This window comes from Streptomyces sp. NPDC091280 (assembly GCF_044768565.1).
Taxonomy (GTDB): Bacteria; Actinomycetota; Actinomycetes; order Streptomycetales; family Streptomycetaceae; genus Streptomyces.
The window spans coordinates 226,750-243,605 of the sequence record NZ_JBIVUZ010000007.1 but is presented as its reverse complement, the minus strand read 5'-3'; the positions used below and the strand labels follow the sequence as shown (position 1 = coordinate 243,605).

Here is a 16,856-nt window from a genome sequence, read left to right as displayed (position 1 = left end):
CCCGGCCTCGACGCGGTCCCGGTTCCGCGCGCGGGCCGTCAGCCGTTCCTGGGCTGTGCCGGTCCGGCCAGCAGGACGGGCTCGATGGCTTCGTAGCGGTTGCGGGCGCGGGAATGGGACCTTCGGCGGGACAGGACGGTGGCGACGAGGCCGCTGAGGAACCCGGCCGGCACGGAGACGAGGGCGGTCGTGGTGAACGGGAACCAGTTGAAGTCGGCGTCGGGGAAGGCCGATTGGGGTGTGCCGGAGACGAGGCTCGTGCCCGGGAGGAGGACGAGCACGCTGAGCGTGCCGCCGATGAGCGTGGCGAGCAGGCCGGTGCGGGTGTAGCGGCGCCAGAAGAGGCTGTAGAGCAGTGCCGGGGCGATGGCCGACGCGCCCAGGCAGAAGGAGAGGATGGCGAGGGGCTGGAGACTGCGGTGCTGGGCGAGTACGGCCAGACCGATCACGGGTATGCCCACGGCCAGGGCGGACAGCCGGGCCAGCGCCATCTCGCGCAGCGGGGGTGTGTCGGGGCGGGCGGCGATGTCGTGGGCGAGGGAGTTGGCGCAGGCCAGCGTCATGCTGGCCACGGAGGCCAGCAGAGTCAGGAAGATGGCCGTGGTGACGGTGGTGAACAGCAGGCTCTCCGAACGGGAGAGGTCGGTGCCGAACGCGGCGCGCGCCCCGAGGAGATAGGCGGTGGAGCCGCGCGGGTCCGCCGCGGTGATGGCCTTCGCTCCGATCAGGGCGGTGGCCCCGACCGCGACGACGGTCATGACGGCGATGAACAGGGCGACCGCCGACACCGCCCAGGACATCGCCCGCCGCACCTGCCGGGTGCTGCCCGCGGTGTACATGCGCATGGTGACGTGGGGGAGCGACGCACCGCCGAGGACGATGGCGCACTGGGTGCTGACCATGTCGAGGGCGGGGTGCCGTCCGCCCGCGAACTGGAGCCCGTAGCGCAGGTAGCCGGGGCCCGCCCCGCTGTTGTGGGCGGCGGTCCGGAACAGCGCCGGGGGGCTCCAGCCGAAGGTGTGCAGGATGAGCGCGGCGACGACCAGGCCCGAGCCGAGGAGGATCACGGTCTTCAGGATCTGGATCAGCGCGGTGCCCCGCATGCCGCCCAGGGCCGCGTACGTGATCATCAGCCCGCCGGCCCCGATGACGCAGCCGGTGCGCATGGTGCTGTCGGAGAAGCCGAGGATGTAGGCCAACAGCTGCCCCACGCCCGCGAGTTGGACGACCATCATGGGCACGAGCGCGGCGAGGGTGACGGCACACGCGGTGATGCGTACGGCTCTGCCGGGCATCCGGCGGGCGAGCACGTCGCCCATGGTGAACCGGCCGGTGTGGTGCAGCGGTTCGGCCAGCAGGAACATCAGGAGCAGCAGGGAGAGCAGGGTGCTCAGGGCCAGGACGACACCGTCGTAGCCGCAGAGCGCGATGATGCCGCCGACCGTCAGCACGGTGGCCGCGGAGATGTAGTCGCCCGCGATGGCAAGGCCGTTGCGCAGCGGGGAGAGGAACCGGTAGCCGGTGTAGAACTCGTCGAGGTCGTCGCGGTCGGGGCCGGTGACCACGCACAGCAGCAGGGTGAGGGTGACCACGCTGAAGAACGCCACGAGCGACCAGGACTGCGCGGCGCCCTTGAAGTCGGTCACGGCTCGGCCCGCTCGTCGCTGGAGTGCGGCGTCTGGTGGCGCACCCGGCGGGCGAGGGGGTCCACGTGGCGTCGCGCGGTGAACTCGTAGAAGAGCACCGCCAGCCAGGTGACGGGGAGTTGGACCAGGGCCAGACAGAGCCCGGTCGGCAGGCCGCCGACGGCGGGGGCGGTCATGACCGAGGGGTAGGCGACGGTGAGGGTGAGGAACACGGCGAAGTAGCCGAGCGCGACGAACGCGGCGACCCGGCGCTGCCGACGGCAGGCCCGGCGCAGGAGCCGTAGATCGCGGTGCGGTCCGGTCCACGAACGGGCCCTCACCGCACGCCAGTTGCTGTTGTGCGGAACGGGCGGCGGCGCGGCCGGGACGGGGGAGGCGTGACGTGCGGGCCGGTGGCGCAGCGGTTGTAACTCGGAGCTGTCGGTGGACATTCCAAGGTCTCCTAGTGGGTCGTGGGCCCCAAGAAGTGCCGACCGCGAGAACGCGGGGGAGCGGTCCCGGTCATCGCACGCTATGCGGGCACCGCAGCGCGCGCAGCACTTCCGACGAACTTCCAGGTGAAATCCACTGCGACGCGCTGACCTCGGATGTTGTGGGTGTGGGGGGTGGGGCGGGGTGGTACGGGAGTGGCGGGTGGGCCGCTCGGGCGTTCAGCGGATCACCTCTTGGACCATTCGCGGGCTCCCGCCTGACGCATCAACTTCTCGGCGGCATCGAGATCGGCCAAGAACGGATGGACGAGCTGTGCGTAGTCGGCGTGCCCCTGGAGTGACTTCCGTAGCTGCTTCTGGTTCTTGGCGCTGAAGGAGATGCCACCGCGCTTCTCCACGACGCCTATGGCCATCGCCAGCTGCTCTACGTCCACCGTCAGGCAGTAGGCGTCCCTGTGCAGTTCGACGCTGCCGCTGATGGTTCCCTCCCTGTAGCCGAAAGTGATCCGGTATCCGACAACAGGGCCTGCGTAGTAGGTACTTGGCGCCACCAGGTCGCTCTCCTCGGGGCCGGTGAGCCCCAGGGCCGCCGCGACGGGGGTATAGACCGTGCGTACCTCGGTGAAGAAGACCTTCGCCGATGGGACCATGCGCGCCTCCTGTCCGGACTGTTCACGCCACCCGGCCCACGAGTACGGAGACCCGGACGCCTTCGAGGTACGGGCCGGGCGGGAGCGATCGGTGGACGCGCTCGGCGAACGCCGGTCGGTCCTCCTGCGTGGGCAGTCTGTCCGCCGACAGCGCGGAGTAGACGCCTCCGACGATTTCGTCGAGGGTCAGTTCGGCGTCGTAGTCGATCGCCGTTTCCCGTACAGCCGTGAAGCCGGCCGCGCGGAGCGCTTCCGCGTAACGGCGCCGGTCCTGCGCGGCGCTCCCGCAGGTCGCCTCCAGGCGGGTGCCGAAGTGGTCCTCCAGGCAGCTCCGCAGGGCGCGTGACCAGGCGCTGTCCTGGAGCCACAGCGGTGTGCCGTTGGCCACCACGGCGACACCGCCGCCCGGACGGAACAGGGGCGCCAAGGTGCGGAAGAGGTCCTCGTACCGCATCCAGTGCAGGGCCTGCCCGATCACCGTCATCGCCAGGGACCCCGGTCCCAGCAGTGCCCCCAGCGCGGGGACGTCGCTGTCGGCGCCCAGCACCCAGGTCGCGTTGCGCACGCCCTGCCCCGCGGCCGTCTCCTCGGCGAGGCGCAGCATGTCCGGCTCGGGGTCCATGCCGATGACGGAACGGACCTGGGCAGCGAGGGGAACCGCGAGCTGGCCGGTGCCGCAGCCGAGGTCCAGCACGACGTCGTCGGTGTCGAGTGCGAAGGCCGCCCGCAGGGCCTCGACGACCGGGGGCGGATAGCCGCGACGGTACTTCGCGTAGTACTCGGCGACCTCACCACTGAAACCCACGCTCATGTGCAACCCACAGTCATGTCGGTGATTTTGCAGGAGACGGCCGCCCGGCGGCTACGGCAGGACCCCGACGGCGGACCACGCGTCCAGCACCGCGCGGTGTTCGGCGCCCTCGCCGTAGAGCCGCAGCGCCGCCGTTGCTGTCAGCTGGGCGAAGTCGGCGAACCGTACGTCCTCGTGGAGTTCGGCGCTGGTCAGGGCCGCCCACCAGATCTGCCCGGCGCGCTCCCACGCCTTGCCGCCGAGCCGTTCGGCCACGAGGTAGAACGCGTGGTTGGGGATGCCCGAGTTGAGGTGGACGCCGCCGTTGTCGTGCTCCGTCTCCTGGTAGCCGGCCATCGTCCGGGGCTGCGGGTCGGTGCCCAGGACGGCGTCGTCGTAGGCGCTGCCGGGGTCCTTCAGGGAGCGCAGGGCACGGCCGTGGACGCCGGGGGCCAGCAGCCCGGCGCCGAGCAGCCAGTCCGCCTGATCCACGGTCTGATCGAGCGTGTACTGCTTCAGGAGCACTCCGAAGACGTCGCAGATCGAGTTGTGGAGGGCCCCGGGCTGGCCGCTGCCGGAGATCCGGCTCAGTTCGCCGATGCCCTTCCAGACCTCGACGCCGATGATGTCGACGCACTTGCCGAACCGGGTGAAGATCCGGTCGTCGCCGTCCCCGAGGACCAGGACCTCGCCGTTCCAGAACGCGTTGTTGTACTTCCGGTCGTAGTGGACGACCGCCGCGATCGGCCCCTCGTCGGGCGACGCGACGTACTCGCGGCCGAAGACCTCGCGCAGAAACCTCGACGTGGCCACGATCCCCTCGAACGCCTCGTCGACCGCCGGGTCGCCGACCGGGCCTTGACCGGTCGAACGGGCCACCGTGGAAAGGCTGTTGAGGTCCGTGCCGGACCGGGCGTCGAAGACCACGTGCCGCACGTCGGCGGCCGACGCGATGTCCGGGTTCCGTACGACGCGCCCCTCCTCCACGTACACCGCGCCCCGGTGGAAGACGAACTGCGGCGCGGCCCGGTCGGTGAGCCGTTCCAGCAGGAGCAGCGGGACCACGCTGGAGCGCAGCAGCGCGGGCTCCAGCGGACTGGCGCTGCGTTCGACCAGTTCGAGCCGGCCGGTCCACGCCCGGATCTGGCCCTTGGAGATCCGGGCCACCTCACCGATCTCGGTGATCGCCCGCACCAACCGCTGCACGGCGTCCCGGGCCAGGTCCTCGCGGGCCTCCTCGGAGACCGTGTCCCCGGTGATGAACGGCATCGCCTCCAGCGCTTCATAGCCGCGCAGCACGGCTTCGAAGATCCCGCTGTCGCGTTTGCGCGCGAGCAGCGGCCCGTGGTCGTCCCACGCGGTGCGGCTCGGCGCGGGCGCCGCCCAGTGGCCGTAGCGGCGGTAGTACGCGACCGCCGTGCTGTTCCTGGTCAGTTCGGCGTAGATCAGCCGGGCCGCCGTACGGGCGTTGCTGTGGGTGCGCAGCAGTCCACCGGCGGCCGTGGCGATGCCGCCGCCCGCCGCGCCGATGAGCGCGGCTATCAGCGTGCTGTCCATGGTTCCCCCTGGCGCTTCCCCGTTGCCCCCCGGCGTTGCCGCACACCTTTCAGGCAAGCAGCCGGCCTCGCCGACGTCCAGGGTTTCCACGTGGCTGTCGGCGGCGGCAAGGGCAGCGCCTGTGTCGGCGGCACCATCGTTGCCGCCGCAACCATCGAGCCCCGGGGCGAGCCGGGCTCCGGCGCTTCCTGATGTCAGGTCCCGGCGGCCGATCATCCCTTCCTCGCCGTGCGGTTCGCGAAGTCATGGCGTCGCGATGACCCGGCGCGGGAAGATATTTGCCGGAATCATTGCCGCGCCCGCAGGTTGCCGGACCGGTACGGGAGGTACGCGGTCGCACCGAAGGGTTTGCGGCGCGGTTTGCGCACACGGGCGAGGTGGGTCGGGAGGCACCGTGACCCCGGCATCGCCCTGGAGTGCCGTCGCCGCATACGGCCATCCGTGAACTTCGCTTTCAGAAAGTCCCGTTGGCCTCGTTGACATGCCATCAGCACACGCGTTTCACTCGACACTCGTGCATGGCAACGTTGTCAGGCCGTCGGGGGCGACCGGGACTGTTGCCTGTCGTCGGCGTTCCCGGACCCCGGTGCGCCGGCATCTGTTGTGCCAGGCACGAACTGCTGCGGAGGCAACCGATGGTGAGACCCCGACAATCAGCCGCGCCACGCGACCGCAAGAGATCCCGCCGACATCTGGCGGTGTTCTGCGTCCTGGGCATGGCCGTCCTCCCGCTCCCGGCGGTGGGCGAGGCCTATGCCGCGAGCGGTGCGACACCGGCCCTGGTGACCGATCCCGCGTCCCTCGTCAACCCGCTCATCGGCACCTCCGGTGCGGTGGACACCTTCCCGGGCCCGGACATGCCGGCCGGGATGGTGCAGTGGGGCCCGGACACCACGCCCGACCGCCCGGACGGCGGCGGCTACGAGTACAACGACAAGAAGATCTCCGGCTACAGCCTCACCCACGTCTCGGGTCCGGGCTGCCCCGTCGCGGGTGACCTGCCCGTGCTCCCGGTGACCGGCGCGCTGTCGGGCAACCTCGGCACCACGTCCGTCGGCTTCAGCCACACCGACGAGCAGGCGCGCCTCGGCTCCTACCAGGTCACCGACGCGAACGGCGTCAAGACCGAGTTGACCGACACCACCCGCGCGGGTCTCGGCCGCTTCACCTTCCCGGCGGGGCAGCAGGCGAACCTGCTGTTCAAGCTGAGCGGCGGTGCCACCCAGGTCGACGGGACCCGCGTCCAGGTCGTGAACGACCGGGAGATCAGCGGCGCGATCGACAGCGGGCACTTCTGCGGGGCCGCCAACAGGTACACGCTGCACTTCGACGTCAAGTTCGACCGGCCCTTCGCCGCGAGCGGCACCTGGGTCGGCGGCACCATCAACCCCGACGCGACCTCGCTGAAGGCGGGCAAGGTCCAACAGGCCCCGCGGAAGACGAAGTCGGCGCCGCTGAAGGAGAGGCACTTCACCGTCCCGGCGAAACCGGCCCCCACGATCCACACGAGCGCCGACAAGCACGCCTCCGGCACCCCGTCCGCGATGCCGAGCGCCGGTGCCACGACCGGCTCGTCCGCCACGGCCAAGGCCGCCCAGCCGCCCACCACCGGCGCCAACGGCATGTACCTGACCTTCGACACCACCACGAACACCACGGTGAACGCGAAGGTCGGCATCTCGTACACGAGCGACGCCGGAGCGGCGAACAACCTCTCCACCGAGATCAAGAAGTGGGATCTCGCCGCCGTGGCGAAGGCCAACCACGACGCCTGGAACGCGGTACTGACCAAGGTGCGGATCGGCGGCGGCAGTTCGGACCAGCAGACGCAGTTCTACACCGCGCTCTACCACGCCCTGCTGCACCCGAACGTCTTCTCCGACGACAACGGTCAGTACATGGGCATGGACAACCAGGTCCACACCCTCGCCAAGGGACAGAAGGCCCAGTACGCCAACTACTCCGGCTGGGACACCTACCGCTCCCAGACCCAGTTGATGGCGCTGGTCGAGCCCAAGGTCGCGAGTGACGTCGTCACCTCGATGCTCAACGGCTACGACCAGACGGGCCTGTTGCCCAAGTGGGCCTCGAACAACGGCGAGAGCTACGTCATGGTCGGCGACCCGGCCGCCGGCATCATCGCCGACGCGTACGCCTTCGGTGCCACCGGTTTCGACACGGCCAAGGCCCTCGCCGCCCTCCAGCACGAGGCCACCGTCCCCAACAACGACCGCCCCGGCGAGGCAGTCCGGGACGCGAAGGGCTACCTCCCGCTCGACGAGAACGACTACAACTGCTGCAACTTCTACGGCCCCGTCTCCACCCAACTCGAATACGACTCCGCCGACTACGCCCTGGCCGCCTTCGCGAAGTCGCTCGGAAAGACCGACGTCTACACGAAGTTCGCCACCCGCGCCCAGGACTGGATGAACGTCTTCAACCCGCAGACCGGCTACATGCAGGCCAAGAACAAGGACGGCCAGTTCGCGGGCGGCTTCACCCCGGGCACCTCCAACGGATTCGTGGAGGGCACGTCCGCCCAGTACACGCCGATGGTCCCGTTCAACCTGCGCCAGCTCATCCAGGCACGCGGCGGCGACACCGCGTACTCGACGTACCTGGACAGCCTGCTCGACGACATCACCCACCCCGGCAACACCGACGCCGACCTGAGCAACGAGCCCAGTGTGGAGATCCCCTGGGAGTACGACTACACGGGCCAGCCCTGGAAGACCCAGGCGGCCGTCCGCCAGGCCCAGCAGAACCTGTACTTCAACGCGCCGGTCGGCTCGTTCGGCAACGACGACCTCGGCGCGATGAGCTCCTGGTACGTCTGGTCCGAGCTCGGCATGTACCCGGAGACCCCGGGCACGGACACCCTGGCGCTCGGCAGCCCGGCGTTCCCGGTGGCCGAGGTGACCCTCGGCAACGGCAGGACCGTGCGGATCGACGCACCGCAGGCCGCACCCGACGCGCCGTACGTGCAGGCGCTCGCCGTCAAGGGCAAGGCGTGGAACAACGCCTGGCTGAGCTACCAGCAGTTCCAGAGCGCGGGCACGCTCGACTTCACGCTCGGTACCATGCCCAACAAGGCCTGGGCGTCGGCTCCTTCGGCCGCTCCGCCCTCGGACACCACCGGCGGCGGGCGCGTGCTGGCCGCGACCGGTCCCTCCAGCGACGGCCTGGTGCTCCAGCCGGGCGCGACCGGTGACGGCACCCTCGACCTGACCAACCTCGGCGGCACGGCCGTCACGGTCGACTGGAAGGCGACGGCTCCGTCCGGAGTCTCGCTGGACACCTCGTCCGGTTCGCTGACGGTGCCCGCGACGGGCAGCGCCGAGGCCAAGATCGAGGTGACGGCGGGCGCGAGCGAGGGCACCTACCCGGTCACCTTCGCGCTCACCGACCACGGCACGGGTGCGGCGCTGAGCGGGGCGACCCTCCGCGTGGCCGTGGCCAAGGCCGGTGCGCTGTGGCCGTACGCCACGAACGAGGGCATCTACCCGGACGGCACCTCCTTCTCGGGCGGCTTCGACAACGACGGCTGGGCGTTCTCGCAGAACGCGCTCTCCGCTGCCGGTGTCACCAGCGGCTCGACCGTCACCGCGGACGGCATCTCCTACACCTGGCCGACCGTGACGGCCGGGCAGCTGGACAACCTGGAGATGGCCGGCCAGACCATCCCGATGCCGTCCGGCTCGTCCGGCGCCTCGCTCGGGCTGCTGGGCACGGCGACCAACGCGCCGACCGACGGCAGCGGGGTCTCGGGCACGGTGACCGTCACCTACACGGACGGCACCACCTCGCAGGCGACGATCGGCTTCTCGGACTGGACGCTCAACGGCGGCGGCAGCACACCGCTCCCGGCGGACACGACGGCCGTCACGACCACGTACCGGAACACCGCGAGCGGCGGCCGGGACAGCGTCAAGGCCTACGTCTTCGCCACGAAGGTCCCGCTGGACGCGGGCAAGCAGGTCGCGTCGATCACGCTGCCGGTGACCGGGTCGACGGGCGCGGACCACCTGTTCGCCTACGGCTTCGGCCAGTAGGCACGAGTGGGCGCCGACGCCAAGGCAGCGGAAGAAGGGCACCAGTAAGGCAGTTGTGGCACTGGCTGTCCTGATGACGCACGGCCGGTTCCCGGACGCGAGCCCGGGAACCGGCCCCTGGATTGTCTGCTCCCGACCCATTGTGGTGAAGCCTGTGCACCTTTACTGTTCGGCTTTGCCTGAGTCTGTTTGATGCTGTTCGCCCAGTCGGTCTGGAGGCCGCCGTGCGAGGTAATCGGGACGGTTCAGTGGGTGCGAGACCCGGTCGACGCCGGTGGTGGAGGGCCGTCCTCGCGACGGCCGCGACCATCGCCCTCGCGGCGGGCCTGACCGCACCGGCCACGGCGGCGGCACGAGATGTCGGCGAGCGGGCACCCGCCGTCGGGACGGACGCCCCCGCCACCGCTCCACAGGCGCACACCGTGACCCTCGACGGCTACTCCTTCCTCGTCGACGGCAGACGCACCTACCTGTGGTCCGGCGAGTTCCACTACTTCCGGCTCCCGAGCCAGGACCTGTGGCGCGACATCTTCCAGAAGATGAAGGCCGCCGGCTTCAACTCGACCTCCCTGTACTTCGACTGGGGCTACCACTCGCCCAAGCCCGGGGTCTACGACTTCACCGGGGTGCGGGACGTCGACAAGCTCCTCGACATGGCCCAGGAGGCCGGCCTCTACGTCATCGCCCGCCCGGCGCCGTACATCAACGCCGAGGTCGACGGCGGCGGACTGCCCGGCTGGCTCAGCACCAAGGCCGGCGACAACCGCAGCGACGACCCGCGGTTCCTGAAGTACGCGGACGAGTGGCTGAGCCAGATCGACCGGATCATCGCCCGCCACCAACTCACCAACGGCACCGGCTCGGTGATCGCCTATCAGGTCGAGAACGAGTACTACAACGGCTCGGCCGCCGGCCGCTCCTACATGCAGCACCTGGAGGACAAGGCCCGAGCGGACGGCATCACGGTCCCGCTGACCGGCAACAACAACGGCACCTTCAACTCCGGCACCGGCGCCCTCGACGTCGACGGCCCCGACTCCTACCCGCAGGGCTTCAACTGCTCCAACCCGGCCAAGTGGAACGGCGTCCCCGACATCAGCTACGACCACCCGGCCGGAAAACCGCTGTACTCACCGGAGTTCCAGGGCGGCGCCTTCGACCCGTGGGGCGGCCCCGGCTACGACAAGTGCGCCCAGCTCATCAACGACCGGTTCGCCAACGTCTTCTACAAGCAGAACATCGCCGTGGGCGCGACCGCGCAGAGCTTCTACATGACCTACGGCGGCACCAACTGGGGCTGGCTCGGCATGCCGCAGAACTACACGTCGTACGACTACGGCGCCGCCATCCGCGAGACCCGCCAGCTCGACCCGAAGTACTACGAGGACAAACTCATCGGGTACTTCACGCAGTCGGTCGCCCCGCTCACCAAGACCGAGGCGATCAGAGCCACACCGCCGGACGACGCGGCGGTCGTCGACACCGCCCGGATGAACCCCGACACCAAGACGCAGTTCCACGTCCTGCGGCACGGCGACTCCACCTCCACGGCGGTCGACAAGACCCACATCTCCCTCGACTTCAACGCCCAGCCGGTCGACGACACCACCTACACCTGGGACGACCCCGACTCCGCGCTCCAGTACGCCGGTTCGTGGTCCCACGTGGCCAACACCAGCTATACGGGCGGCGATTACAAGCACACCGAGTCGTTCTCCAACAAGGCCGGCGACTCGCTCACCGTCCCCTTCGACGGCACCGCGATCCGCTGGATCGGCTCGAAGACCAACAACCACGGCTACGCCGACGTCTACCTCGACGGCACCAAGGTGACCACGGTCGACGACTCCGGCAGCGAGAACCAGGCCGTGCTCTTCCAGAAGACCGGCCTGGCACCCGGCGCGCACACCCTGAAGATCGTCGTCACCGGGACCCACGGCTCGGGCTCCACCGACAACTACGTGGCCGTCGACGCCATCGACGTACCCACGGCCGCCGCCGCGGAGCCCACCTACCCCGTCGTGCCGCAGCAGCCCGGCACCGCGATCACCCTCGACGGACGCGACTCCCACGTCATCGTGGCCGACTACCGCCTCGGCGACGCCCAGTTGCAGTACTCGACCTCCGAGCTCATGACCGGCGCGACCATCGGGAACCGGGACGTCGCCGTGCTCTACGGCGACCAGGGCAGCGACGGCGAGACGGTCCTGCGCTACGCCACGAAGCCCACGGTGACCGCCGACGGCGGTGCGGTCACGACCAGTTGGGATCCGTCCACCGGTGACCTCCGCCTGAACTACACGCACCAGGGCCTGATCCGCGTCAGCGTCGACGAAGGCGGGAACCGCCCGCTGCTGCTGCTCCTCGGCGACAAGGCCACCGCCGAGACCTTCTGGCGGCAGGACACGGCGAGCGGCCCGGTACTCGTGCGCGGCACCCACCTGTTGCGCACGGCCGCCAGCCTGCGCGGCGGCCACACCGTGGCGCTCACCGGCGACAACGCCGACGACAAGAACATCGAGGTGTTCACCTCCGCCGCCCAAGTCACCTGGAACGGGCGGACGTTGACCACTCACGCCACCGGCACGGGCAGCCTCACGGGCCGGATCCCGGTGGCCGCCCCCGTACGGCTGCCGGCACTGACCGACTGGAGACACGCCGACGAATCCCCGGAAGCGGCCCCCGGTTTCGACGACAGCAGCTGGCAGGTGGCCGACAAGGCGAGCACCAACAGCGTCTCCGGAGTCAACTCGCTGCCCGTGCTCTACGCGGACGACTACGGCTTCCACACCGGCAACACCTGGTACCGGGGCCGCTTCCGCGCCACCGGCAAGGAGACCGCCGTCCACCTGGTCTCGGACTCGGGAGGAGACGCGCAGGCGTTCTCCGTCTGGCTCAACGGCACGTTCCTCGGCAGCTCCACCACGGGCAGCGGCGACTTCTCTTTCCCGGCGGGTTCCGTGAAGTCCACCGGCGACAACGTCCTGTCCGTGCTCACCGTCAACATGGGGCACGAGGAGGACTACAACTCCACGAACGGCAACACGGCCGCGCGCGGCCTGACCAGCGCCTCCCTCGTCGGCGCGCCGCTCACCTCCGTCACCTGGCGCCTCCAGGGCGTCCGGGGCGGCGAGGAACTCCAGGACACCGTGCGCGGCCCGCTCTCGACGGGCGGCCTCTACGGCGAACGGGCCGGCTGGTCCCTGCCGGGCTACCCGGACGGCAAGTGGAACCGCGTCTCCCTCCCGACGACCGACACGACCCCCGGCGTCTCCTGGTACCGCACCGACGCCAGACTCGACCTGCCGCGCGGCCAGGACACCTCGCTCGGGCTGACGTTCACCGACGACCCGGCACGCAAGTACCGCGCCACGATCTTCGTGAACGGCTGGCAGGTCGGCAACTACGTCAACTACCTCGGCCCGCAGCACACCTTCCCGGTCCCCGACGGCATCCTGAACCCGAACGGCCACAACAGCATCGCCATCGCCGTGTGGAACCTCGACGGCAGCACCGGCGGCCTCGGCAAGGTCTCCCTCACCGACTACGGCAGCTACGCCTCCTCCCTGCGCGTCGCACAGAACGACAGCCCGCGCTACGACGCCCGGACCTACGCGATGCCGAAGCGCCCCGGAGCGGACGTCACCCTCGACGTACCGGACACCGCCCAGCCGGGACAGGCCTTCACCGCCCGGACGACGGTGGTGGTGCCGAAGGACCGACCGGCCGCCTCCGCGCTGACGGCCTCGCTCACCGCGCCCGAGGGCTGGAGCGTGAGCGCCCCGAGCCCGCTGTCGGTCAAGAGCCTGCGACCGGGCGCGTCGGCCACCTTCACGTGGACGGTGGAACCACCGACCGGCACGCTGCCGTCCGCCTCGGCGCTCACCACCACGGTCCACTACCGGCAGAACGGCCGGCAGGCCGCCGGTGACGACGAGCGCATCGTCCGTGGCATCCCGCCGGCCCCGCCCGCCGGACAGAGCGACGTGAGCGGACTGCCGTTCCTGTCGTCCACCAACGGGTGGGGCCCCGTGGAACGGGACACCAGCGTCGGCGAACAGGCCGCCGGTGACGGCCGTCCGATCACCATCGCGGGCGTCAGCTACGCCAAGGGCCTGGGCACCAACTCCGTGAGCGACGTCGAGGTGTACCTCGCCGGACAGTGCTCGCGGCTGACGGCCCACGTCGGCGTCGACGACGAGACGAACGGCGCGGGCACGGTGACGTTCTCCGTGATCGCCGACGGCAGGACCCTGGTGACCACCCCGACGATCAAGGGGAAACAGGCCGCGGTGGCCATCGACGTCGACGTCAGCGGCGCCCAGGTGCTCGACCTCAAGGTCGGCGACGCGGGCGACGGCAACGGCAACGACCACGGCGACTGGGGGACGCCCACGCTGACCTGCCAATGACCGGGCGGCGGGGCGGAGGCCGCGCTCACGTCCCGACCGGGTCCTGGCCCCGCACCGCGCTGGTCAGCGGGGCCAGGACCCGCCACCCGATCCGCTCGTACAGGGCCCGCCCCTGTGGCGTCGCGCCCAGCACGCCCGTCTCCGCACCCTGAGCGGCCCCGGTGTCGGCGAGCGTGGCCATCACCAGGCGCCCCAGACCGCGGCGCCGGTGGCCCGGGTCGGTCTCCACCTGGTCGACGACGGCGGTGGAGCCCGTCACGGCGATCTGGCCGCGCGCGGCGAAGGCGCCGTCCTTGGTGCGCACCAGGGCGCGGGTCACCCCGGCGCGGTTCCAGACGCGCAGCCGGTAGCCCGCGGGGACGTCGGTGCGGGAGGCCGACAGCGGGGCGGACATCAGGAAGCCGGGACCGGAGCCCAGGGACCAGCCGGGGGCCAGCCAGGGCGTGAGCGTCTCCGGTGCCACGAACGCCTTCAGCCAGACATTCGGGGCGGTGGCGTTCTCGGTGATCTTGCGGACGGTCGCCTCGTCGGCGGTGGTCAGCACATGGCGCAGGACGTGCTGGGGCAGGCCGACGTCGACGGTGAACCCCCAGGGGGCGGGCGCCGGTTCGGCCGCGCCGCGCGAAACGGCCCACCCCTCGACCCATGCCCCTACCGCTTCGGCCGTGTTCCGGAAAGACAAAACCCCTCCCGATGTAAGCGACTCTTTTGCCTTGCGCCTATTACATCAAAGACGGGGGTGGTCCGCGACGTCCTGGGGGCAACCGGAACCCGCCCTCATAGGTCTAGCCACCGTTGACACACCATCAGGTCCGTCGCACGGGGAGACGGCGGACCCCGCGTCCCGAGGGGGGACTCCATGCGCATCCGCCCGGCCGTCGCCGTCACTTTCCTGACGGCCACCCTTTCCGCATCGCTGCTTCCGGCTACCGCCCAGGCGGCGAACCGGACCGCCACCGACGACACCACGTTCTCGAACGTCGTCGTCAACGGGGGCAAGGACATCGTGCTCGCCCCCACCACCAGAAAGACCGTCACGATCACATGGACCGCCCACGACCCGGAAGGCGTCGTCGCGTCCTGGGCCTATCTGTGGCACGGCCCCAACACCGACGACGCCGACGGCCTGCTGCCGCAGTACCCGCCGACGGGAACCTGCGCGGTGTCACCCGCGGACCCGACCACCGCCCAGTGCAAGGTGAGCATCGCCGTGGACGCCGCGCGGGACCTCGACCACAACGCTCTCGCCGGTACCTGGAAGGTGCTCGCCGGGGCGCAGGACGCGACGGACGAATGGACGGAGATCGACGCCGCCGGGACGGCGAACCTCAAGCGGTACGCCAAGGTCACCGTCAACGCCGCGCCCGAGCCGGTGAAGAAGGGCAGGACCATCACGGTCACCGGAAAACTGACCCGGGCCAACTGGGAGACCGGCACCTACACCGGCTACCAGGGCCGCGCGGTCCAGCTCCAGTTCCGTAAGAAAGGCAGCTCCGTCTACACCGCGCTCAAGACCGTCACCAGCGGAGCCGGCGGCGCGCTGAAGACCACCACCAAGGCGAAGGGGGACGGCTACTTCCGCTTCGTCTTCACCGGCACCGCCACCACCGGACCGTCCACGGCGACGGGAGACTTCGTCGACGTCCGGTGACCGGCGGCGCGGACGGATGCGGAAACCGCTCCCACGGGTGACGATGAGCGTCAGCCAGGGGAGCGGAGACACCCGAAGGGACACCGCATGTCCGGAACCGGCACCTCGTCCTCGTCCCGGCGGCTGACACTGGCCGCGATGATCTTCGCGGTGGCGATGACGTTCATCGACCAGACGATCGTCTCCATCGCCGCACCGAACATCCAGGCCGAGCTGGGGCTGTCGAACACCGGCGTGCAGTGGGCGATCAACTCCTACCTGCTGGCCATGGCCGCCCTCTTCGCCTTCGGAGGGCGGCTCGCCGACACGGTCGGACACCGGCGCATGGTCGTCCTCGGGGTGTTCGTGTTCGCCGCCGCGTCCGCGCTGTGCGGCCTGACACCCAAGGGCGGCGCGGCCGAAGGGTGGCTGATCGCGTTCCGGGCCCTTCAGGGAGCGGGCGGCGCGCTCATGTACCCGGCGGCCCTGGCCATCGTCGTCAACTCCTACGCGCTCCAGGAACGCGGCAAGGCGCTCGCCCTCTTCTTCGGCATCGCGGGCGGACTCACCGCGGTCGGACCGATCCTCGGTGGCTGGCTGACCCAGTGGACCTGGCGGGCCATCTTCTGGGTCAACATCCCGGTCGCCGTCGTGGCACTCGTCCTCATCGCGACCGCCCGCCCGCACACCCCGAACCGGCCGGCCCCGATGGACTACCGAGGCCTCGCGCTCATCGTGGCCGGAGTGGGCCTGAGCATCTTCGGCTTCCAGCAGTCCTACCTGTGGGGCTGGCACTCCGCGGCGACCTGGCTGTGCATCGTCGTCGGCCTACTGCTGCTCGTGGTCTTCGTCCTCGTCGAGAGGCGAACGACCCATCCGCTGCTGGACGTCGGCCTCTTCCGCGACCGGGCCTTCACGGTGCAGAACATCGTCCTCGGCGTGGCCATGGCCGCCTTCGTGCCGGTCTTCTTCTTCACCAGCGTCTACGCGGAGGTCGCCCTCGGGAAGAAGGCCTCCGAGGCCAGCCTCGACCTGCTCTACTTCTTCCTCGGCTTCGTGGTGGCCGCGCAGATCGGCGGTCGCATGCTCGACCGGATCGGCGCCAAACGGCCCGTGGTGCTGGGCTGCGCGCTGGCCTGCGCCGGCTTCTTCCTGTGGGCGGGCCGGGTGACCGAACTGAGCGAGAGCCGCATCGTGTGGTGCATCGTGCTCGCGGGCGCCGGCATGGGCCTGATGCTGGGACAGTCCAACACCGACGCCGTCAACCGGGTCCCCCAACTCTCCTACGGCGAGGCGACCGGTGCGACCCAGACCGTGCGCAACTACGGCTCCAGCCTGGGCCTGGCCGTCCTCGGCACGATCTTCGCCTCGGTGCTCCAGTCCCGCATCACCCAATCCCTGACCGCCCGGGGAATGGACCACGCGGCGGCGAGCCGCGAGGCCAGGTCTATCTCCCAGCTCAGTTCGGGACAGGGCGGCGGAAGCACCGGGACCATTCCGCACTTCGTCCGGCTGGGCGTGGCCGAGGCCACCCGCTCGGTTCTCCTCGGCATGGGCGTCATCATGGCCCTCGCTCTCGTCGTCGCCCTGCTCGGTCTGCGTCGCGGGGTGCAGCGGGAACTACCCGAGGAGAAAGGGGAGTTGAGAGCGCCCCGAACGCCGGAAGAAGGAGAGAGGTAGGGGCTGAG

Annotated in this window: 10 protein-coding genes; 4 read left to right on the top strand and 6 right to left on the bottom strand. The window is 70.3% G+C overall.

Going from position 1 to position 16,856, the window contains the following annotated elements; translation table 11 throughout:
• Positions 1–38 precede the first annotated feature (38 nt).
• The 5 genes from ACIQPR_RS22285 to ACIQPR_RS22265 all read right to left on the bottom strand — a co-directional run bounded on the left by ACIQPR_RS22285 (position 39) and on the right by ACIQPR_RS22265 (position 5,074).
• A complete protein-coding gene (locus ACIQPR_RS22285) occupies positions 39–1,646 on the bottom strand; it encodes a cation acetate symporter (protein ID WP_403650946.1) in 1,608 nt (535 codons plus the stop codon).
• A complete protein-coding gene (locus ACIQPR_RS22280) occupies positions 1,643–2,077 on the bottom strand; it encodes a DUF485 domain-containing protein (RefSeq protein WP_403650944.1) in 435 nt (144 codons plus the stop codon). The genes ACIQPR_RS22285 and ACIQPR_RS22280 overlap by 4 nt, the downstream gene beginning before the upstream one ends.
• A gap of 227 nt (positions 2,078–2,304) precedes the next feature.
• The gene (locus tag ACIQPR_RS22275) at positions 2,305–2,727 is read right to left on the bottom strand and encodes a hypothetical protein (RefSeq protein WP_403650942.1); all 423 of its coding nucleotides are present in this window, start codon (positions 2,725–2,727) and stop codon (positions 2,305–2,307) included.
• 22 nt (positions 2,728–2,749) lie between these two features.
• On the bottom strand, positions 2,750–3,538 hold the full coding sequence (locus ACIQPR_RS22270; RefSeq protein ID WP_403650941.1) for a class I SAM-dependent methyltransferase: 789 nt from the start codon (positions 3,536–3,538) through the stop codon (positions 2,750–2,752).
• Positions 3,539–3,589: 51 nt separating this feature from the next.
• Complete coding sequence (locus ACIQPR_RS22265; RefSeq protein WP_403650939.1) at positions 3,590–5,074, bottom strand: M4 family metallopeptidase; 1,485 nt, start codon at positions 5,072–5,074, stop codon at positions 3,590–3,592.
• A gap of 635 nt (positions 5,075–5,709) precedes the next feature.
• On the opposite strand from ACIQPR_RS22265, the gene ACIQPR_RS22260 reads away from it, so the two are divergent.
• Both ACIQPR_RS22260 and ACIQPR_RS22255 read left to right on the top strand, forming a co-directional pair.
• Positions 5,710–9,126 (top strand): lectin, encoded by a 3,417-nt coding sequence (locus ACIQPR_RS22260; RefSeq protein WP_403650938.1) that lies wholly within the window; start codon positions 5,710–5,712, stop codon positions 9,124–9,126.
• A gap of 248 nt (positions 9,127–9,374) precedes the next feature.
• On the top strand, positions 9,375–13,538 hold the full coding sequence (locus tag ACIQPR_RS22255) for a beta-galactosidase (protein ID WP_403650936.1): 4,164 nt from the start codon (positions 9,375–9,377) through the stop codon (positions 13,536–13,538).
• Positions 13,539–13,563: 25 nt separating this feature from the next.
• Here ACIQPR_RS22255 and ACIQPR_RS22250 read toward each other — a convergent pair whose 3' ends face one another.
• The gene (locus tag ACIQPR_RS22250) at positions 13,564–14,220 is read right to left on the bottom strand and encodes a GNAT family N-acetyltransferase (RefSeq protein ID WP_403650934.1); all 657 of its coding nucleotides are present in this window, start codon (positions 14,218–14,220) and stop codon (positions 13,564–13,566) included.
• Between the two features lie 177 nt (positions 14,221–14,397).
• Between ACIQPR_RS22250 and ACIQPR_RS22245 the strand changes: the two genes are divergently transcribed.
• On the top strand, positions 14,398–15,189 hold the full coding sequence (locus ACIQPR_RS22245; RefSeq protein WP_403650932.1) for a hypothetical protein: 792 nt from the start codon (positions 14,398–14,400) through the stop codon (positions 15,187–15,189).
• An 87-nt stretch (positions 15,190–15,276) separates the two neighbouring features.
• On the top strand, positions 15,277–16,848 hold the full coding sequence (locus ACIQPR_RS22240) for an MFS transporter (RefSeq protein ID WP_403650930.1): 1,572 nt from the start codon (positions 15,277–15,279) through the stop codon (positions 16,846–16,848).
• Positions 16,849–16,856: the final 8 nt, after the last annotated feature.